Source organism: Bradyrhizobium paxllaeri (genome assembly GCF_001693515.2).
Classification (GTDB): Bacteria; Pseudomonadota; Alphaproteobacteria; order Rhizobiales; family Xanthobacteraceae; genus Bradyrhizobium; species Bradyrhizobium paxllaeri.
In genome coordinates, this window is the sequence record NZ_CP042968.1 from 6,140,161 (window position 1) to 6,159,340 (window position 19,180).

Below are 19,180 nucleotides of genomic sequence, written 5' to 3' on the forward strand. Positions count from 1 at the left end.
TTTTGCTCGTGGCTGTGCTGTGCTCCGGCGCCGTCGCCCAGGTCGCGGATACTGGGCCCCCCTTGGAGGGCGAGGCCTATACGGCAACGGAAACCGCCTACAAGGCGTTCGGCCAGGGCGACTACAAGGCGTCCGCGGCAAGCGCCGCAGAGGCTGTGGCGCTCCGTCCTGACCTCCTTCGCTTGCACCTGCTCCTGATCGATTCACTGGTTGCCGCGGGCGATCTCACCCAGGCCGAGCAGGCAACCAAGGCCGCCTCCGCGGCGTTTGCCGGCAATCAGGAGCTCGAGGGGCGCCAGGCGAATATTCGGCAGCGCCTCGCCCAGCGGCCGGCCAGCGAGGGCTACAAGGCGTTTGAACGGGGCGACGCCAAGGCGGCGGTCCGGGCGGCTCGCAGCGCAGTCGAATACGCGCCCGACTCGATGTCCTACCGCCTGCTGTTGCTGAGCGCTCAGCTCGCGGACGGCAATTTCAATGACGCGGTCGCGACGGCGACCGGCGCAAACAAGCTCGACCCCGGTAACTATGTGCCGCTGGTCTGGCGCGGCTACCTCTACCAGAAGCTGGGGAACCGGGCGCAGGCGGTTAGCGATTTCAATGCGGCGCTGGCCACACCCAACCTGACCGACATCGAGAAGAAGAACATCCGCCTGATCGCAGCCGACGCGGCGCTCGCCAACGGCGATTTTCGCACCGCCCGGGAATTGCTGGCGGACTATTCTAAGACCGATCCTGCGGTCGTAACGCGTCTGGGCGACGCGGATGCTGCGGCCGAGAAAAAGGCGACGTTGAAGGGCGACGGCAAGCTGATGCCCATGCCGGTCCAGACCTGTCGCGATACGCCGTATGGCTCGGTGTGCAGCCTGGAGGCGCCCGCGGTCCAGAGCGTTGCCACGCCGATCATTCCCGTCGACAAAACCGCCGAGAGTTTTGAGGCCGCAGGCAAGGCCTATCAGGCCAGCCGGGCCAAGAACTATTCGCTCGCCATCGAAGAAGCCAGGAAGGCCGTCGAGGCCAGTCCGGAGACGGTCGCCAATCATCTCCTGCTGGTGAACCTAATGATCAGCGCAGGCCGGCCGGCCGACGCGGAAGTCGCTGCCAGCCGGGCCATTGCGCGGGGCCACGGCACCGCCGAAATCTACGCCCAGCGCGGCTATGCCCGTAACCTGCAGCATAATCGGCGTGGCGCAATGGCCGATTGGGAAACCGCGCTGCAACGCGGGCTGCCGCCGGACCAGGCCCGGAACGTCCGGCTGTCGCTGGCGGATGCCGCCCTCGCCGCCAAGGATCCGCAGCGTGCGCTACGCGCCCTTCAAAGGCTGCCGGTCAGCTACGACACCGCGATCCGCCGCGCCTATGCCTTGCAGGCGCTCGATCGGAAGGAAGAGTCCATCGCCGAGTTCCGGACCGCCGAGCGACTTGGCCCGACGACGGTCCAACGCGACGCAGCCTTGCGCGCCCAGATCAACACGCTCCTGGAACTGAAGCGCAAACCCGAGGCGCGCGCGATCTTCGATGAAGCCATCGCGCGTGGCCGGCTGAGCACGATGCGGGACGCCGATCTCGCCTATCTCGCGGTCGCCGTCGGCAACGACGAGGTCGCCCTGAGCCGCTTCGATCGCGCGCACGACCGCGGGCAGCTTCCGCCACGGGCAACGATCGATGCCGGCTATACGGCCATGCGTCAGTTCCAGAATCCGAAAGCGATCGCCTATCTGATGGAGGGGGTCGACGCCAAGGTCGACGGTCGCATCAACATCGACGATCAGAAACTGTTCGAGACCCGCCGCACGATCTCGGATCTGTCGCGCGTGTGGGGGATCAACAGCTCGATTACGTACGGCAAGGTCGGGTCGGCGCCGAACCCGTTCCTGATCGTGAACAATCCCGCAAGCACCTACACGTCTCAGCTCGGTACCGAGTTCTATTATCGCCCTCCGGAGTTCGGCAACCGGAACGGTGCGCTGTTCGACGTGTTCGTCCGGCTTTTCGAAACGCTGTACGATCAGGCCGGCGGCCCCACGGGATTGCGGACCACGCAAGGCATGGTCGGCGCGCGCTGGAAGCCGTTCTCCGACCACAACCTCGTTCTAGAAGTGGACAAGCTGATCGCGCTCGGCGATGCTGCGCGCAACGATACGCTATTGCGGGCAGCCTATTCCTACACGGTCGGCACCGATCTCAGGGCGATCGATACCCACTGGCCGACCTGGTACGTCTACGCCGAGGTCGACAAATTCCTTGAGAAGAGCCAGCTTGTCGGCATCGCCGAAGGACGCTTCGGACACAGCTTCCGCCTCGATCCCATCAGCCGCAATCTGGTGTTCTTCCCGCATGCCGTGCTGGCCGCGAGCTACGACGACTCCTTCGCCAACCACGAAGCCTATTCGGTCGGCGCCGGCGGCTCGCTGCGCTACTGGTTCGGCGAAACCAAGTATCTCGCACCTCCTTCTTATTGGGAGCTGACGCTGCAGTATCGCTTCCGCATTGCCGGCGACAAGCGGGCGGAAGGCATCTTCGCGCAGACGTCGATCAATTATTGAGCGGCGAGCCCGCTCGGCATTTCTGAGCATCGATCAGGCATCAGTCGGCTGCTGTGGGTACGGCGTGCGCGAGTCCGAGCGCAACTATCGAAGATCAATTACTCGCGGGGCTTCCGCACCTTCCTCTAAGCATAAAAAACGAGAGCCGCCTTGCGGCGGCTCTCGGCACTGAAAGAAGACTTGCGGACGTTAGGCCATCGCCAAAGCAGGCTTCGTCTTGCGGCGATAAGCCATGAAGCCGAGACCGGCAAAACCGGCAATCATCATGACCCAGGTCGACGGCTCGGGAACGGCGGCCGTCAGGAACTGCACTTCGCTGAGCATGATCCAAGGCTGCAGGCCCGAGTTGGGCTTCAACTCCCCGGTTTGGCCAAGCGCAGCTTCCTTGCGGAAACCGCTGCTGTAGATGCCCTCGTCCGGATCGCAGAAGGTCACGCAGTTCGACGAGTTGTAGGGATCAGCGGGATTATATCCCTTCACGTGGTCGTTGTAGTAATTGATGCCATCCTGCTGCAACACCCCGCGATTGAGCGTCAAGCCAAACTGCGAACTGGACGAAATCAAGCCGAACCCGCTGAGGGTGATCAGCGCCGTGTCGTCATTGATCGACGCCAACGAAAACGTCACGCCGGTCGGAACACCATTGATCGTGAGCTCCACGCTGGCCGGCGCGGCCACGAGGCCATTGGCATTGCCGAGAATCGGGTTGTAGGCAGCGACATAAAGCGAAATCGAACTGACAGTCTGGCCCGCGGCGAGATTGAAGATGATGTTCGGGTCCTGGTACTTCCAGCCGACATACTGGGAGGCGCCGGTATACATCAAATTCGATACGTTGCCCGTGGGGCTGCTCACCGCCGAGTAGCCGAGTGTCGCGATCGTGCCGTCCGTCAGCTTTCCGGTGCCTCCGCTGAGCCAGGCTTCTTTCGGCGCTGCATTGTTGGGAACGAGTTGGTTCGATCCGTTCTGGCTGGCGTTTGCAGTCGGCGATCCCTCGCCCGTCTTCGTATAGGTCCAATCGAAATAGTTCTGATTGCCGGTCGGCGTAGTGAATTGCGTGGCGCCGTTGCCGTTGTTCATCTCATAACTGGTGACAGTGACGAGGCCGGCCGACGCAGCCGTAGAACCCAGCAAGATTGTCGAGAGAGCAATGAGCAAACGAGACCGCATATTAAATTCCTCAAGAGGCGCACAAATAAATCGAACACCGTCGTTTATTGTTACCAAGTTATTACCATGGAGCTTACCCGGTGCAAAGCTGCATCTTCCGGCGCAACGTTTATCGTTAACAGGCTGAACGCGCAGGTTGTTGCGAAAGGATCGTCCATGCGCGCATCGGTTGATTTAGGCCTTCAATAAACGCGGTTTTGCTCAGTTTTGCTGACCTCCCGCACCAGATAGTGTTCCAAAATGGCACCGAGGTTCAAATCCTCAAAAAAGCCGTGATAACCATCGGCAATATCGCCCTCAATTAACTGATTCTGATTTAATGTTCGGCTTTAGATCGCGACGGGGTCGAGGCTGATTCGCCGCGACGGGCTAGTTCGCACGTCGGCCGTCCGATCGGTACTTTGCAGTTGGATTACCCGGCTGGTTTGCCGGCAGAGCCGGATCTGGCACCCTGGCGAACTCGTTTGTCACACCATCCGCCGCCGGCCCGCGAAAAACAAAAAAGCGCCGGTCCGTGACCACGATGTCGCCCTTCTGAAGCAGGGTATCATTCATGGCCATATCCGAGGCGATCCGCGCGGCCTCCGCGGCAGAGGGTGGCGGCCGCCTAATGCGACCGCTCTCCTGTCCATGCGCCGCTGCGCTCAGCATCAAGGCGGCCTGGACGACAAAGGCTTTCCACATGGCTTTCTGACACACAGAAGCGGATGGCCTAATCCTACAATAAAAGCCTCCTGACCGGCGGCTCGAAACGTACAATCGGCGGCGCCTTATGAGCGCCCGGCAGAGGAAATATCAGCTGTTCAGCCTGATCGAATCCCGTCGACCCAACAAGCCCCCTCCAAGGCGATTAGCGAACTGGAGTTGGCGGGCAATGCGGAAAATTAGAGAAGCTGGGAAGTCTCAAACGTTCGCTCGAATCTTGGCCATCCCCGAGCACACCGTGGCGGCGAACCTGTTTTCCGGTGTCGTTTTCAGCTCGCTGCCCAGTTGGCTATCGTCCCGCTCCGATTGACCGCGCAATGCCCTTTCGAGCTTCAGCCAATCGCTCTCCTTGATTTCGGTCGATTCATTCAGCGCGGCAAGCAACGCGCTTGTCAGTCTATCCGACACGGCCACAGTCCCCTGCTCCATTGACACCATCCCGGCTCCCACGCCGGAAGAATGATGTCGCAACCACTCAAGCCGCTAATCGAACTCAATGCTGTCTGAGCTAGAAATCCCAACTACGGGACGATTCGCAAGCGTGCCGCCGAATTCGCCTGCTTTTTTCCAACTCTAGATGAACGGCTATTGAGCCCGTTTGATAGCCCACAAGGGGCGCGGTGGATATGAACGGTTGTCTGGGCTTGGCCGATTCTTCCGCGCCGCGGCAGGAATGCAACAGCGCAATATCGCCTGAGAAAATTCGACGGAAGCAGGGATATCCCGGACGATAGGTCAACCGCTGGGCAACCATCGTCCGGCTTGGGAGTACGTTTAGTGCGCACGGCACAAGGCGGACTGCCTAAACCCCCAAGAGCCATTCCACGCCGGTGAATATCGCCCACAGCCAACCAACCATGGCGATCCCGATTGCTGCCAGATAGAGCGGCGGCGTCAGTCCTTGACGCAACTTGATCATTGTGAACTTCGCAAAGCTTCAGCCTCGGACAGACGTTCGCGAAGGCGTCGTAATTCGAGATATCGTTCCGCAATGGTCTCGGCCGGCTGCTTTTTCGAGGCCTTCCGCGGCTTCTTTGGTTTTGGCAAAATGGTCGTGCGACTGTGCGCTTTCATGTGTGCCCCCTCCTCCTGCCTGAGAAACTCAGGCAAACGGCATGCCAGTTAAAATCGGTGATGCGACCGGGCTCCGTTTAATCTTTGTCGGCGCGTTCTTATGGGAGTTCGATAACGGTTGCGTGACCCATTTGGGGGACGTCGCGGAAAAAAACCGCGGGGCAAATGGCTAGTTAGGCGTTGATCGGTCGGTCCGTATCCAGTGGGACGCCGTGCCGCCTAACAACATCCGGCTATAGAACCCGATCTTTCTAAATGCAAAAGAACCAAACGATAATACTTCGTGCGCCGGAAAAACCTCGCGCCCGAATTTAAACCAGGCCAAAAGAGCACATAGGATAAATCCAGCGAGATTGCCGCCCGCGATCAGCGTCGGCAACCACGGGCCTCCAAGCAATGTGACCAATGAAGTCAGGCCCACCATGCCGACGATCATCAGCACAAGGAGAGAGAGCGGCGGCACCAAAAGGTCGAGCGCCAGCACAAGAACATTGGCGTCGCCGCGCTTCAAGCCGGCAGCCAGAAGCTGCGGAACGAATCTTCCGATCATAGCGAGATGACCCTGCACCCAGCGTTGACGCTGGCTCTCAGTGCCCTTGGCGCTGGTCGGAAATGTGCTGGTAACTTTCACGAACGGGAAGAAATACGGAGCCTTGCCCGCTTGCGCGAGATCGAGCCCCAGCTTCAAATCCTCAACCAGATGACCGCTGGCCAACGGCACGGAGTTGATCGCATTCCAGGGAAACATCATTCCCGTTCCCATCAACTGAACGGGGCAATGAAGGTTTCTCAGTCCAAGGGGACGGATCCAGTTTCTGAGAATCCAGGCGAACTCCGCGAAGCTGTGATTGATAGGTGAATTTTCAGCGCTTCGCATCATGAACAGCGCTTGTACCGGCCGCTGAACCTGCTGACAGACCCGCTTTAGCCCTTCGAGCAGGTCGGCCTGGAGCCGGCAATCGGCGTCGACGAAGAGAACAAAATCAGGTGGATCCTGGGCAAGATGGGCGATGCCCCACCCCATCGCGAATCCTTTGCCGATTCTTTCGCGGTCGTCGCGGACAACAACCTCCGCACCCGCTTCGGCCGCGACCGCTGCGGTGTCATCAGTGCAATTATCGGCAATGACGATCAGACGATCTCCAGCACGAAGCTGGGATTTGATATCCTGCAACGTCGGAACGAGGCCCAGGCTCTCATTGTGCGCGGGAACAATGACTGCAACGCGCTTCTCGCTATTTAATTCCCGGACTTCGAAAAGCTCCAGCCTCGGCGCCTTGAGGGCCGCAATGACTTCAACCAGCAGGACCGCGACGGGAACGCTGAGCAATCCAGCCAGAGCGGCCAAGATCAACATCACAAAAACCGATCTCGAAACGTTTGACTTAACGCTTTGTCAGGCAAAAAAGAGAATATGGAAGCGGGATATAAATATCCTTTTTCCAGGTCGATTACTACTATATTTCCCAAATAGATAAATAGGCGAGTGGAACAAAAATGGGCACATTCCACGGGCCTATCTTGGGATAAAGTCAGGCATGAAGATCGCCTATCTGATTAACCATTATCCGGCTGTGAGCCACAGTTTCATTCGGCGCGAGATCCTGGCGCTCGAACGCCTGGGGCACGAGATCGTGCGAATATCGGTGCGGGGCTGGGACGATGCGCAGCGCGGTTCCGAAGATCAGCAGGAGCAGGCTCGCACGCGTTACGTCTTGCGCGGCGGCGCGGTGCCGCTGCTGGCCTCATTTTTGCGGATCCTGGCAACCAACCCCGTCGGCCTGTTTCGCGCGTTCGTTCTGACGTTGAAGGTCGGCCTGCGGGCGGAACGCCCCCTCCCCGTTCATCTGATTTATTTGCTCGAAGCATGTCAGGTAGCCCTTTGGTTATGCAGCGAAAACGTGCATCACCTGCACGTTCATTTCGGAACCAATTCTGCCGAAGTCGCGATGCTTGTCGGCGAACTGGGCGGGCCGCCCTGGAGCTTCACCGCCCACGGACCTGAGGAATTCGACAAGCCGAAATTCATCTCGCTTCCCGAAAAAATCAGGCGGGCTCGCTTTGTCGTCGCGGTCAGTTCATTCGGGCGCAGTCAGCTGTTTCGCAATGTCCCCCACGGGTATTGGCCGAAGATAAAGGTGGTCCATTGCGGGCTTGAGCCAGCTTTCCATGAAACCGACGCCACCGCGCCGGCGGGCAGCGAACGACGATTGGTTTGCGTGGGGCGCTTGTGTGAACAGAAGGGGCAGCTGCTGCTGATCGAGGCAGCGCGGCTGCTGGCGGAGCGCGGGACAAAATTCGAACTGGTGCTCGCCGGCGATGGCGAAATGCGCGGCGAGATCGAGACGCTCGTCGCAAAATACAAGCTGGCTGGAATTGTGCGAATAACGGGCTGGATCAGCAGTGACGAGGTGCGGGCCGAAATTCTCGCAGCCCGCGCGCTGGTGTTGCCGAGCTTCGCCGAAGGTCTGCCGGTCGTCATCATGGAAGCCATGGCGCTCCGCAGACCGGTCATCAGCACGTTCGTCGCCGGCATCCCCGAACTGATCGCACACGGTGAGCACGGTTGGCTGGTTCCTGCCGGCGACCTCGTGAGCCTGGCCACGGCAATGGAAGAATGCCTCGGCACCGCGCCGGAAGCGCTCACGCGAATGGGACAAAGTGCCCGCCAAAGGGCCTTGGAGCGCCATGATGTCGACAAGGAAGCAGCTAAGCTGATTGGGCTGATTAAAGCCTAGACCGGGCGGTTGGGCCGACAAATTGCCGGCGACCCCGGTTGCGCCATACCTCATACTTCCAGGAAGTGAGATGAGGATATCGCTTTCGCTGCTGGCGGTTGTGACGATGATCGGCTCGCTGCAGCCGTCCGTTGGTCAGGTCAACATGCAGTATAGCGGCCGCTATGGCGGACAGTACGCCGGCCAGTATGGCGGGCAATTTAGCGGCCAGTACAGCGGGCAGTATTACGGACGCGGGAGCAGCGACCAGACCGCTTCGCCAAACGCGCTGGATAGAAAGCTTGATATAATTGGCGCTCCGGTCAATTCCGGTTCGTGCGGTCAACTCTACTATCCGTCACCTGGAACGGACTATGTAATGCACGATCGTCAGGGCGCCGCTGTTATTAGCGCGGCGCGTCTTCCCTGATCGGCTCCTGACCGCATTAGCGAACAGCAAAAGACCGCCGTGGGCGGTCTTGGCATTTGTGAACTTCGTCAGACCCGCACAGGCCGTCGCAGAGCCGACGTCTTTCCGGTGATCCAGCCGGTTCGGCGTCCAGTTATCGATGCTCGAAGCAAGCGGATTGGTGACGGGGAATCCGTAGATGTATTTCGGAAGCCGAGTTGCTGATCACGGTGCAGAAATCCGTGTTGCCGGGCCCCGCGGCTTCGATGACTTCAAAGTCCGAACTCGAAACAACGGCCGCCTTTGCCGAATTCAACGAACAGAAACCGATCAATAATCCGATCGCAAACGTCCAAGCCGCGATCTATTCGAATTGGATATCCAGGCGGGCACAATCGAGCCAAAGGGCAGCCAAAAGGCTAGCCCACAGCAATTGCGCCGCTCCGCCGCGAACGCCGGTAGCCAACAAGCCCCAATCCGGCAAAGCCGAGAATCAACATCGCCCAAGTCGAAACCTCGGGAATTGCCGACACGGCGATGCCAAATCTGACATTGTTCAGAGAAAGGCTTTCGGTTCCCGACGTAACCAGGACCTCCGTGAAGGGCGTGGTATCCGTGATGCCGAAGAAGTTGCTCGTTGCAAAACCGCTAGCCGTGCTGCTCTTGGTGACGGTATTTCCGTTGGAAAGAAGGAAGGTTACATCGTAGTCGTCAAACGTACCGAAATCGAAAGAGAATGAAGTCACCGGCCCCGCCAGGGTGATCTTGATGTTGACCAGATCAAAACCAAGTTGCTGCACGGTGAGCGCAGCTGGGAGGCCACTTAAGATCGGGCCAACGTTGAAAAAGCCACCACTATACGTTGTCAGATCTGACGAGAACGTCACGCCATCATAGGTGACGCTGTTACCTGGAAAACTATCAAATCCGCTAGACGAAGACGGATTGGGGATAGTGATCGTCGTCTTGCCGGCCGTTGCGGCGTTCCATGACGAGAGATCTGCGTAAGGGACCAAACCGGCGTCCGCATTGACCGTACCAGCAAACAATATCAGCGCCGCCCCTAAGGCAGCCGGGCTCATCTTCATGAACATCAAGGTTCCTGAAATTTTTGTGTGAAAACGAACGCGGCACTGATTCGTGGCTCAATAATAGCGGAAACGGGTAGTCACCGGAAAGGAATTAAACCTTAATTGGAAAGTGGTGTGACAACACGGCACGGACCTTTATTCAAAACTCAACGTTTATTTGGTCCTCCGCAAGTGGGCCGGGAATTATGCGCTTGCTACTGGCGGACCGGCCCTGAGTGCATCTCCACGCCGACGATGGGTTCGGTCCTACATTTCGTGGCCACGCACTTCCAGATACTCGCGGGCCCCGCCGGAGCGGTCATCCTCAAATACCCCTATAACCAGGCGTCCCGTCTTCCAGGCCAGTCCGTCCAGATTGGTCTTGTACTTGCCTGCGATCGGCGCGCGCGCGTCTGCATGGTGGCCGTGTACGACGTATCGACGCCCGTGTCCGATGTCGGCATCGCGGGGATAACGCTTCCACAGCAACGTTTCCTCGTTCTGCTGGTCGAGCGGAGCTTTCGGATCGACCGCAGCATGAACGAATACTCTGTGCCGATCGACATGCATCAGCGGAAGATTGACCATCCAGTCCAGATGATCGACCGGGATCGCTCGCAGATCGGGAAGCGCCGGGCTTTGGCCATATGACGCCAGCGTCTCGCCTCCCCCGTTCCTGAGCCACCAGTCGAGTTCGGCCCTGTTCTCGCAGACCGCACACATCATGGCTTCGTGGTTGCCCTTCAGATTGACGACCTTCGACTCGTCCGGTCTCCAATTCATGAGACGCTCGATGACCTGCCTGCTCTGCGGCCCACGGTCGATGTAATCGCCCAGGGTTATGATCGTGGAAGCCGTCCCCTCTGCATGCCGCATAACCGCATCAATGGCGCGATCGAGGAGATCCAGTCGGCCATGAAGGTCGGGTATGGCGTACGTTCGGCTCACGGCAACCTTGGTCAAGAGCTGGCCCTGAAGGGAAACGAGCTTAGCAAGTGTTGCACAAACCAGCCACCTCACGGAAAGCGCCTGCAAGAGCAAGCGCGCTGGCGGCCGATTTCACGAGGGGCCGTGCAGGTGATCGAGCTTAAGCGGACATCGCCGGAGCGGCGCGGTTGCGGACACGGCGCGCGAGCGCAAAACAAAGGCCCAGAAAGGCATCGAACACGAACAGCAGAAGAACCGCGACGACGAAAAGGCCGATGCCGGTGAGATCGTGCAGCATCCCTTCGAGCATGTCAGGTCCCAGGTAGTACGCGATCAGAACCAGTGCGAAAACGCGAAAGAAATTTGCTATGATGGTAATGGGTATGATCGCCGCGAGAAGTAACAGGCTGCGAATTTTCTCCTGCCAGCGAAACGCATAGGCGTAAAAAACGCCGATCGCGGACAATGCAAAAATCGAATTCATCCCGGAACAGGCGTCCTTTACCAGGAGCTGATAAGTTCCGATCATGATCATGACGCCATTCTGAGCAACCGGAAAACCCGTCGCATACAGGACGTTGGTAACGACGTTCGAAATAAAGACCTTCAGCGGAACCGTAGCGGCGTCCACCAGCCAGTCGGGCATCGGCACGGCAAAGATCAGGAAGCCAATCGGAAACGCGAGTACCCGCAGAGCGGGCCATCCGGCCGAAATCAGGACACATCCGACGATGACGGGAATCAGGGAGAAAGTCTCAAATGTAACCAACCCCTGCTGGATGCGGGCCAGATAGAGCAGAATCAGGCCAGCCAGGAGAGCAATCCATCCCATAACGGGAGCCGGAGAAACTTCAACAGCCCGCAGCTTCTCACGCGATTGCCAGACCAGCCAGAGCGAGGCCACAATGATGAGCGGTCCGTGGCCCTCCTGCTCCGTCTGCCAGGGTCCATCGATCAAACTGAGAACGGTCTGGGCATAGGCGCCGATCACTGAGGCGCCAAGCAGCGCCGGCCATAGAAAAGGGCCGAGAAAACCTGCCTTCGCCGATGGCATTACTTGCGAATATGTCATTTCAATACCAACGGGTTCCAAAACTCAGTTTACTGATAGCATTATAAAGGAACAAGCCGCTTATCTCCGGGCTATCAGAACCGCATAACCAGCGCCAGCAAGAATCAAGACCAGCGCAAGGTAGAACGAACCTGCATTTCCGACCTGGTTCGCGACGGCGAACACGATACCGGCCAGCATAAAGTGCAACAACGTCCGATTGTCCCGCTCGGTGAACTGGAAGAACGCGATCACCAGGGCCACGAAACAGGTAACCGTCAACACATCAAAAAATGTTGTCATTTCACATCGATATCGCGTTGAGAAACTGTTGGGCCAGAAACTCCTGGGCCATTGCGATCAGATCCCGTGCTCAATTTTTCTTGCCGTCGCCCGGCTGCACGATCTTTGCGTAATCACCTTCATATTTTGCTTCGAGATTCGCGGAATAGGCCGCAATTCCCATTTCGGCTTTGACTGCGTCCGCGCGCATCAATTGCCGCGCCAGATTGACCGCAGCCTCGCCTTCAAGCGGACGCAGCTCCTCACCCTTGACCTTGAAGAACATGCCGTTCTGGCCAGAGCGAACGAAGAACACATCGTCCGCCTTCTTGGCCTCGATCAATCCGTAAAACTCCGGCGGCAAATCGCCGCTGTTCAGCGCGCCCATTTGTCGGCCGTGGGGGATGCCGGCTGCAGTGAGCTTCTGGTCGATCTCGTCGAGCGATTTGGCACCTTTGTTCGCTTCGACGAAGGACTGCGTGGACGGCCCGATTGGAAATGCGATCTGTTCAACGCTGAGCAGCTTTCTGCCGGCGAATTTCGCCGGGTTGTTGGCGATGTACCTGTCGATATCCGCCTTGCCCGGCGCCTTGGCCGCCGCTGTTCGCTGCAGATACGCATTCTCGAGGATCTGTTCGCGCGATCTCAGCAAGTCCAGCAGCACGCCTGGTTCGCGATCGAGCTTAGCCGCCATAGCCTGACGGAGCAGATATTTGCGCACGACCAGTTCACCCAGGACGCGTTTGACGATCTCGGGCTCCTTCTGTTTGTCCGGCGTCACATTCGCCCAGCGAAACTCGTTCTCAAGCTCCTGGATGGTTACGACTTCGTCGCCGACTCGTGCAACGACCTGTCCTTTGGAAGCGGCCGGCTGATCGCTTTTCTTGCCGCACCCGGCCAAGGCGATCGCGCAACAGGCGAGCAAAACCGCTGGCCGAGCGATCTTGATGGACATACCCTTCATCCAGGAACTCCGTGCAACCAAATAGGCCAAGAATCAAAATACAACGGGCCAGCCGTTCAGATGTCAGTACGACTAACGAGCCTGCCGCGCCGGGTCGAGCCCCTAACGCTTTTCCGCTGCCATTTCCGTTATTTATGTTAATTTCGTTCAGTGAACCAATTATCTCTTTCTTTTGACTGCAAATAAGCGGGTTGGAGTATATCCTTAGCCCAGACAGCTGATCCAATTAACTCTTTAAAGGATTGTGCGTGACTTCAATGAAATACCCTCGAATTCAGATCGTATTGGCATGTATTGCAATTGTGGGATGTGCGGTGCTTGCGACCGTGCTGGCACCCCGCCAACTGATGGCCCGGACATCGGCCTCCCCCAGCCTTGAAACCGTCATTCCCCGAAAGTTCGGAACCTGGACGCTGGTTCCGGAAATCAGCCCGGTCCGGCCGGCAGATCCCGACGCGTACGTTCAGCCGGACCCGCTCGCCGGAAAGATCTACAGCCAGGAAGTTGGTCGAGGCTATACGGACGGACACGGCAATATCGTCATGTTGATGGTCGCGTACGGTCCGGTGCAGAATTACAGGCTGAAGTCTCACCGCCCGGAGATTTGCTATACGGCCAACGGGTTCCGGATTTCGGAAAAAGCGGATGGCGCAGTCAGCTATCGCAACGGCGTCCAGCCTATCAAGATGACTCGACTGATTGCATCAAGGGAGTCGCGATTCGAACCGGTCACTTACTGGCTGCGGGTCGGCAATGATATTGCCAACGGCGTCGTCGATCATCAGCTGAGCCGGTTGAAGTATGGCTTGCGTGGAATCATTCCCGATGGTGCCTTGATCAGAGTCTCCACGATCGGCCTGCCGAAGGATGTGTCGTTCAAGCTCCAGGACCAATTTATCCGCGACCTTCTTGCCGCCATTCCGCCTCAAGAACTCAGGTTCTTTACCGGCGCGAGCTGATGGTCGGGCGTGCAAACCTGGCAGGTGATTTTGTCGTTCGCTCGACTTAACGCGAAGCTGCTGCGCGCACCATTATTCCGTGGCGCACTTCTTCTGACGACACTGTGGCAGCCGGCATGCGCGCAGGGCGCTGACGATACGCTGTTGCCCTACGCGGTGAGCATTCATCAAACGCCGATGCAGAGCTGGGGACCAGGGGCTGGCATCTATCTCGGAAAAGGCCTGTTCATTACGGCAGCGCATGTCGCCGGCCGGAGCTGGCTAACGCGCCCCAAAATCGCAATTGCCGGATTGGAATATCCTACCCGCGTCATCAAGGAAGGCAGTTTCGAAGGAACGGATCTCACGTTGCTGTCGGTCGAGGAAGAGCTTCTTCCGGTGCGCTTGCGACTTCGGCGAAACTCGATTTGCACCGATCCGCCTAGGCCCGGACAAGAGGTCGTCACCATTGTGCCAGGCTCCGCCGTGCGCTCCCACATCCTCGCGCCCGATCGGCTGCCGATCGGAACCCGCAGCCGGTTCAGCACAGTCATCGCCGATGTGGCTCGCACCGGCAATTCCGGATCGGGAGTGTTCGATGTCAAACGTAAATGCCTGCTCGGCATAATGAGCCGGAAAATTTCGCAATCATATTCTCGACCTGGTACCAGAAAGACGGAAACACGTGATATTGCCAAATACTTTGTTCCGGCCTCAGAAATTGCGGCCTTCTTACCCGTCCATTTGCAACTCTAGTCGCACCTTCTTGACTCTGTCGATCGATCGATCGCGCGTCAGCGCGTTGGAAGAAGGTTGAGGCTGGCATGACGAATGAACATTCGCGGCGGCGCGTGGCGCTCATCACGGGGGCGACCGGGCAGGACGGCGCCTATCTCGCCGAATATCTGCTCGGCCTCGGCTATGAAGTCCACGGCATCAAGCGGCGGTCGTCCTCGTTCAACACCGCCCGCATCGATCACCTCTACCAGGACCCGCATTCCCGCAACGTGCCGTTCCTGCTGCACTACGGCGACATGACCGACTCGACCAACCTGATCCGGCTGATGCAGCAGATCAGGCCGACCGAGATCTACAACCTCGCCGCCCAGAGCCATGTCGGCGTCAGCTTCGAAAGCCCGGAATACACCGCCAATGCCGACGCCATCGGCGTGCTGCGGCTACTGGAAGCGATCCGCATTCTCGGCATGGAGAAGGAGACACGGTTCTATCAGGCCTCGACCTCCGAACTCTACGGCCTGGTCCAGGAAGTGCCGCAGAAGGAGACCACGCCGTTCTACCCGCGCTCGCCCTACGGCGTCGCCAAGCTGTACGGCTACTGGATCACGGTGAATTACCGCGAGGCCTATGGCATGTTTGCCTCGAACGGCATCCTGTTCAACCATGAGAGCCCGATCCGCGGCGAGACCTTCGTCACCCGCAAGATCACCCGCAGCGTCGCCCGCATCGAGGTCGGTCTCGAAGACACGCTCTATCTCGGCAATCTCGACGCCAAGCGCGACTGGGGCCATGCCCGGGATTATATCGAGGGCATGCACAAAATCCTGCAGGCGGACGTGGCAGACGACTTCGTGCTGGCGACCGGCGAGACCCGGTCGGTGCGCGAATTCGTCGAGGTGGCGTTTGCCGAAGTCGGCCGCCGCATCGAGTGGCGCGGCCAGGGCGTCGACGAGACCGGCGTCGACGCAAAATCCGGCAAGACCATTTTGCGCATCGATCCCGTCTATTTCCGGCCGACCGAGGTCGATCTTCTGGTCGGCGACGCCAGCAAGGCGCGGGACAGGCTCGGCTGGAAGCCCAAAACCTCCTTTGCGCAACTGGTCAAGGAGATGGTCGCGAGCGATCTCGCAGAAGCCCGGCGGGAGGTCGCCAATGGCAAGCCTGCCGTTTGAGCTGAAAGGCAAGACCGTCTACGTCGCCGGCCATCGCGGCATGGTCGGCGCGGCGCTGGTGCGCCGGCTGGCTGCGGAACACGTCGAACTCCTGACCGCGACCCGAAGCGAAGTCGATCTGCGCGATCAGGCTGCAGTGAACCAGTGGTTCGCCGCCAAACGTCCGCAGGTGGTGTTTCTGGCGGCGGCCAAGGTCGGCGGCATCGTCGCCAACAACACGCTGCGCGCCGAATTCCTCTACGACAATCTGGCGATCGCGGCGAACGTGATCCACGCGGCGCATGTCCATGGCGCCGCGAAGCTGATGTTCCTGGGCTCGTCCTGCATCTATCCCAAACTGGCGCCGCAGCCGCTGCGCGAGGATTGCATGCTGACGGGGCCGCTGGAATCGACCAACGAGCCCTATGCGATCGCCAAGATCGCCGGCATCAAGATGGTGGAGGCCTATCGCAGCCAGTACGGCGCCGACTTCATCAACGTGATGCCGACCAACCTCTACGGACGCGGCGACAATTATCATCCCGAATACAGCCACGTCGTCGCCGCGCTGATCCGCCGCTTCCACGAGGCCAAAGTTGCCGACGCCAGGGAGGTCGTTGTTTGGGGCACCGGCACGCCGCGGCGGGAATTCCTCTATGTCGACGATCTCGCCGACGCCTGCATCCACTTGATGAAGACCTATTCGGATAGCGAGTTGGTCAATATCGGTACCGGCGAGGACATCACCATCGCCGAGTTCGCCCGCGTGGTTGCGGCAACCGTGGGTTACACCGGCGAGATCAGCTTCGACACCTCACGCCCCGACGGCACGCCGCGCAAGCTGCTGGATGTCAGCCGGCTGGCCAAACTCGGCTGGCGGGCCAGCACCTCCCTCGAGGACGGCATCCGGCTCGCCTATCAGGCGTTCCTCAGCGAAAGACAACGATAGTCATTCCGAAAGACGCGCAATCGAGCCTTACGGCCGTAAGCAGAATCGCGGTCGGATTTGAAATCAATAGTAGCCGTAATACGAACCGACCGTTTCGGTCGACTTATTCACAACGACGCGGATAACAGGGGTTCGTTGCAAATGCCTTTGGCATTCCTTGATATCGGAAACGGTCGTGTTTCCGATCCCCGCAACAAGCAACGCCGCGTCAATTCGAGGCAGAATCGAAATCACATCATCACCGAGCAGCATCGGCGGAAGATCGAAGATGACGATACGCGACCGGAAGTCTCGCTTGATGGTCTGCAGCATCGCCCCCATCGTCTGCGAAGCCATCCATTCCGAGGAATTTGACGAGACTCCTCCGGGCAGCACGAGTATGTTGTTGGGACCCACGCTTGCCTGCACAACCGATGAGGAAAGCGGCGCGCGCCCTTCAAGCACCTCGAGAACACCACCATGGCCGCCAATGCCCAGGTAATTTCCAACCGCCGGCCGACGCAAATCGAGGTCGACGAGCAGCACTGACCGCTCCGGCAACCGGGAAATACTCAGCGCAAGATTGCAGGCGGTAACCGTCTTTCCGCACCCCGCGGTGGGCGAAGTCACGGCCAGGAATTGCCAGCTCTTCTTATCCATCTCCTGCAGCACCTGCGTGCGCAACATGTCGTAGTAACGGCCGTTCTGACCGGAAGTGCCGTGGGCGACGATTCGGTTGGCTTCGAGATGGTCAGCGCGAAGACGGACTTCGTTGAACGGCGACTCGGCAGAGCGCTGCAGCGGCCCCTCAGCCGCGAGGGCAGATCCGCTCAAGGCTCCCGGACGGGACACCGCCTCGGCAGCGCGCGCGAGTTCCACAGCCTGCTTTATTGAATCCACTGCGTGACTCCGCAAATTATCGAAACAGCCCGACCCTGGCCTTGGCAATCATGAGGTCAAGGGGTGGAAGGAACAGGTAGGCGGCGACCAACAATCCGATCACAGCCAGTGCAAACACTCCCAGAAAAACAAACATCCGTCGCCGCTTCGCACGTAATTCGGCTGCCGTCGAGATGTAGGGAATTGAGACAATCAATTTGCCATCGACCACTGACAGAAGGTCGTTGCTTCTGCGGATTCCCTTGTCCAAGATTTCGACGAGGAATGTCAGCCCTGCCCCGCCGCCAAACGCGACCGCGAACGCCAGCGCAAGGACTTTCAGCCGATTGGGCTTGACCGGATCTTGCGGAGCCGTCGGCTGCTCGATGATTTCGAGCTTTTCGGACTGCTGGTCCTTTTCAAGATTCTCGCCGAGCCGCGCGGCGGCCAGTTTTGCCGAGGCGGCATCGAGGTTTTTCTGCAGGCTTTCCTGCTGGGCGACCATGACCTCGAGACTGGCCGCCGTTGCAGCGTCGTTCGAAGGTGCCGGCGCCGAAGCCACCTTTTCCAGGGCCTCGATCTGTTTCTTCAGAGACACAATCGCAGGGTGCCGCTCTGAATAGAGGGCGCCCTTCTGGATCAAATCAGCCTTCAGCTGCGTAAGCGTGGTCGGCTGCTCGGAGCCGGCTGATGAAGCGGGCTTGCCCTGCGTGAGGCGCAACTGGGCGATCTTGGCGTCAAGCGCCGAGTTCTCGGCCTGAAGTCTCTGCACCTCTCGCGCCAGGAACTTCGTCGTATCAGTAGCGCGGCTGGTTCGATCGCGAAGATCCTCGTTCAGGATCCGCGTCATCAACTCGTTGGCGACCTGGGCTGCCACCGCAGCATTGCCGTATTCGAAGCCGACCGAGAAAACGATGGTGGGATTCTCCATCGAGGCGCGTGTCCGCTGCTTGAAGTCCAGTTGAAGGTCGACCGGCGCGATTTTCGTGTGTTTCTTGACTTCAGCGACGAGTTCGGTCGGCGACATCAGCGTGCGCTTTTCCGGGAACAGTTTGAATTTGTCGGCGATCGCGATGAGATTATCTCGCGTCATCGTCCGCTGCTGAATAGCCTGGATTCGCTCCTGCGCAGCGCTGGTGACCGTAGGCCGGACCAGTTCGGATGGAATCTGCTGCGACTGAACGAGGATCCGTCCTTCGGAGAGATAGGTGGGTGGCCACAGCAAAGCCGCCGCGGCGCCCACAGCCAGGATCGTGACGAATGGCAGTACGAAATAAGCCCAGCGGCGCTTGAACACTTCCCAGTAGAAGGCAGGCTGCAACAGATAACTGCGGTCCTCTTGCAGCGGCTGGAAATCGTCCTCAAATTCAACTTTCTGCAGCATGTCTCGTCCGAGCGTCTGTTTGCGAGCCTGCAAGGTTAACAGTGCCGCGGAATGATCAGCGGATCGCTCCGACGCGAGACCTTAGCATCGATCTTGCAGGGATTTAATGAATAGTTGTTCAGCAAAGGTACTTTTAAAATTCAATCTTAATGGTTCCACGGCTGCGGCGTCGGCGAGTTTACGTAGATCGGAGAAATGGGTCGAGAGTAGCAGGGGGAATCCTGCAAATTGCGCTATAAGAGGTCTGTGG

Annotated in this window: 17 protein-coding genes and 1 pseudogene; 7 read left to right on the forward strand and 11 right to left on the reverse strand. The window is 58.9% G+C overall.

From position 1 onward, the window contains the following. Positions 1 to 8: 8 nt before the first annotated feature. Positions 9 to 2,543, forward strand: coding sequence for an NfrA family protein (locus tag LMTR21_RS29340; protein ID WP_187399221.1), 2,535 nt, complete (start codon positions 9 to 11; stop codon positions 2,541 to 2,543). Positions 2,544 to 2,732: 189 nt separating this feature from the next. Here LMTR21_RS29340 and LMTR21_RS42080 read toward each other — a convergent pair. The 4 genes and pseudogenes from LMTR21_RS42080 to LMTR21_RS29360 form a co-directional block, all read right to left on the reverse strand. Next, positions 2,733 to 2,840: pseudogene (locus tag LMTR21_RS42080) on the reverse strand (PEPxxWA-CTERM sorting domain-containing protein); the annotation flags it as partial. Between the two features lie 1,242 nt (positions 2,841 to 4,082). Beyond that, positions 4,083 to 4,268, reverse strand: coding sequence for a hypothetical protein (locus tag LMTR21_RS29350; RefSeq protein WP_141688405.1), 186 nt, complete (start codon positions 4,266 to 4,268; stop codon positions 4,083 to 4,085). A 348-nt stretch (positions 4,269 to 4,616) separates the two neighbouring features. Beyond that, a complete protein-coding gene (locus LMTR21_RS29355) occupies positions 4,617 to 4,847 on the reverse strand; it encodes a hypothetical protein (RefSeq protein ID WP_141688404.1) in 231 nt (76 codons plus the stop codon). 814 nt (positions 4,848 to 5,661) lie between these two features. Further along, on the reverse strand, positions 5,662 to 6,849 hold the full coding sequence (locus LMTR21_RS29360; RefSeq protein WP_065754238.1) for a glycosyltransferase family 2 protein: 1,188 nt from the start codon (positions 6,847 to 6,849) through the stop codon (positions 5,662 to 5,664). 181 nt (positions 6,850 to 7,030) lie between these two features. Here LMTR21_RS29360 and LMTR21_RS29365 point away from each other — a divergent pair, with 181 nt between their 5' ends. After that, positions 7,031 to 8,230, forward strand: a complete 1,200-nt coding sequence (locus tag LMTR21_RS29365; protein ID WP_065754237.1) for a glycosyltransferase — start codon at positions 7,031 to 7,033, stop codon at positions 8,228 to 8,230. A 70-nt stretch (positions 8,231 to 8,300) separates the two neighbouring features. Beyond that, positions 8,301 to 8,639 (forward strand): hypothetical protein, encoded by a 339-nt coding sequence (locus tag LMTR21_RS29370; RefSeq protein WP_065754236.1) that lies wholly within the window; start codon positions 8,301 to 8,303, stop codon positions 8,637 to 8,639. A gap of 398 nt (positions 8,640 to 9,037) precedes the next feature. Here LMTR21_RS29370 and LMTR21_RS29375 read toward each other — a convergent pair whose 3' ends face one another. From LMTR21_RS29375 to LMTR21_RS29395, 5 genes are all read right to left on the reverse strand, one after another. Further along, positions 9,038 to 9,712 (reverse strand): hypothetical protein, encoded by a 675-nt coding sequence (locus tag LMTR21_RS29375; protein ID WP_065754235.1) that lies wholly within the window; start codon positions 9,710 to 9,712, stop codon positions 9,038 to 9,040. A gap of 243 nt (positions 9,713 to 9,955) precedes the next feature. After that, positions 9,956 to 10,651 (reverse strand): metallophosphoesterase, encoded by a 696-nt coding sequence (locus LMTR21_RS29380; RefSeq protein ID WP_187399222.1) that lies wholly within the window; start codon positions 10,649 to 10,651, stop codon positions 9,956 to 9,958. 124 nt (positions 10,652 to 10,775) lie between these two features. Beyond that, a complete protein-coding gene (gene xrtV, locus LMTR21_RS29385; protein WP_084030732.1) occupies positions 10,776 to 11,687 on the reverse strand; it encodes an exosortase V in 912 nt (303 codons plus the stop codon). 60 nt (positions 11,688 to 11,747) lie between these two features. After that, on the reverse strand, positions 11,748 to 11,969 hold the full coding sequence (locus LMTR21_RS29390; RefSeq protein ID WP_065754234.1) for an XrtV sorting system accessory protein: 222 nt from the start codon (positions 11,967 to 11,969) through the stop codon (positions 11,748 to 11,750). A 70-nt stretch (positions 11,970 to 12,039) separates the two neighbouring features. Then, positions 12,040 to 12,903, reverse strand: a complete 864-nt coding sequence (locus LMTR21_RS29395; RefSeq protein ID WP_065754233.1) for a hypothetical protein — start codon at positions 12,901 to 12,903, stop codon at positions 12,040 to 12,042. Positions 12,904 to 13,169: 266 nt separating this feature from the next. Between LMTR21_RS29395 and epsI the strand changes: the two genes are divergently transcribed. From epsI to fcl, 4 genes are all read left to right on the forward strand, one after another. Continuing rightward, positions 13,170 to 13,871: an exosortase-associated protein EpsI, V-type gene (epsI, locus tag LMTR21_RS29400; RefSeq protein ID WP_065754232.1), complete on the forward strand. Its 702-nt coding sequence runs from the start codon at positions 13,170 to 13,172 to the stop codon at positions 13,869 to 13,871. Positions 13,872 to 13,880: 9 nt separating this feature from the next. After that, positions 13,881 to 14,606 (forward strand): S1 family serine peptidase, encoded by a 726-nt coding sequence (locus LMTR21_RS29405; protein ID WP_084030731.1) that lies wholly within the window; start codon positions 13,881 to 13,883, stop codon positions 14,604 to 14,606. 68 nt (positions 14,607 to 14,674) lie between these two features. Continuing rightward, entirely contained in the window at positions 14,675 to 15,760 is a 1,086-nt protein-coding gene (gene gmd / locus LMTR21_RS29410; RefSeq protein WP_148636024.1) for a GDP-mannose 4,6-dehydratase, read from the forward strand. Then, on the forward strand, positions 15,741 to 16,688 hold the full coding sequence (gene fcl / locus LMTR21_RS29415; protein WP_148636025.1) for a GDP-L-fucose synthase: 948 nt from the start codon (positions 15,741 to 15,743) through the stop codon (positions 16,686 to 16,688). The genes gmd and fcl overlap by 20 nt, the downstream gene beginning before the upstream one ends. Positions 16,689 to 16,751: 63 nt before the next feature. Here the strand turns inward: fcl and LMTR21_RS29420 are convergent, their stop codons facing one another. Together LMTR21_RS29420 and LMTR21_RS29425 are read right to left on the reverse strand one after the other, a co-directional pair. Further along, positions 16,752 to 17,567, reverse strand: a complete 816-nt coding sequence (locus LMTR21_RS29420; protein WP_065755373.1) for a CpsD/CapB family tyrosine-protein kinase — start codon at positions 17,565 to 17,567, stop codon at positions 16,752 to 16,754. 16 nt (positions 17,568 to 17,583) lie between these two features. Beyond that, positions 17,584 to 18,930, reverse strand: a complete 1,347-nt coding sequence (locus LMTR21_RS29425; RefSeq protein ID WP_065755372.1) for a GumC domain-containing protein — start codon at positions 18,928 to 18,930, stop codon at positions 17,584 to 17,586. Between the last annotated feature and the right edge of the window lie 250 nt (positions 18,931 to 19,180).

Excerpts from the sequence above, each read along its gene's own strand:
- LMTR21_RS29350 (WP_141688405.1), bottom strand. The coding sequence starts at position 4,268 with ATGAATGATACCCTGCTTCAGAAGGGCGACATCGTGGTCACGGACCGG.
- LMTR21_RS29355 (WP_141688404.1), bottom strand. The coding sequence starts at position 4,847 with ATGGAGCAGGGGACTGTGGCCGTGTCGGATAGACTGACAAGCGCGTTG.
- LMTR21_RS29360 (WP_065754238.1), bottom strand. The coding sequence starts at position 6,849 with ATGTTGATCTTGGCCGCTCTGGCTGGATTGCTCAGCGTTCCCGTCGCG.
- LMTR21_RS29365 (WP_065754237.1), top strand. The coding sequence starts at position 7,031 with ATGAAGATCGCCTATCTGATTAACCATTATCCGGCTGTGAGCCACAGT.
- LMTR21_RS29370 (WP_065754236.1), top strand. The coding sequence starts at position 8,301 with ATGAGGATATCGCTTTCGCTGCTGGCGGTTGTGACGATGATCGGCTCG.
- LMTR21_RS29375 (WP_065754235.1), bottom strand. The coding sequence starts at position 9,712 with ATGTTCATGAAGATGAGCCCGGCTGCCTTAGGGGCGGCGCTGATATTG.
- xrtV (WP_084030732.1), bottom strand. The coding sequence starts at position 11,687 with ATGACATATTCGCAAGTAATGCCATCGGCGAAGGCAGGTTTTCTCGGC.
- LMTR21_RS29390 (WP_065754234.1), bottom strand. The coding sequence starts at position 11,969 with ATGACAACATTTTTTGATGTGTTGACGGTTACCTGTTTCGTGGCCCTG.
- LMTR21_RS29395 (WP_065754233.1), bottom strand. The coding sequence starts at position 12,903 with ATGTCCATCAAGATCGCTCGGCCAGCGGTTTTGCTCGCCTGTTGCGCG.
- epsI (WP_065754232.1), top strand. The coding sequence starts at position 13,170 with ATGAAATACCCTCGAATTCAGATCGTATTGGCATGTATTGCAATTGTG.
- gmd (WP_148636024.1), top strand. The coding sequence starts at position 14,675 with ATGACGAATGAACATTCGCGGCGGCGCGTGGCGCTCATCACGGGGGCG.
- fcl (WP_148636025.1), top strand. The coding sequence starts at position 15,741 with ATGGCAAGCCTGCCGTTTGAGCTGAAAGGCAAGACCGTCTACGTCGCC.
- LMTR21_RS29425 (WP_065755372.1), bottom strand. The coding sequence starts at position 18,930 with ATGCTGCAGAAAGTTGAATTTGAGGACGATTTCCAGCCGCTGCAAGAG.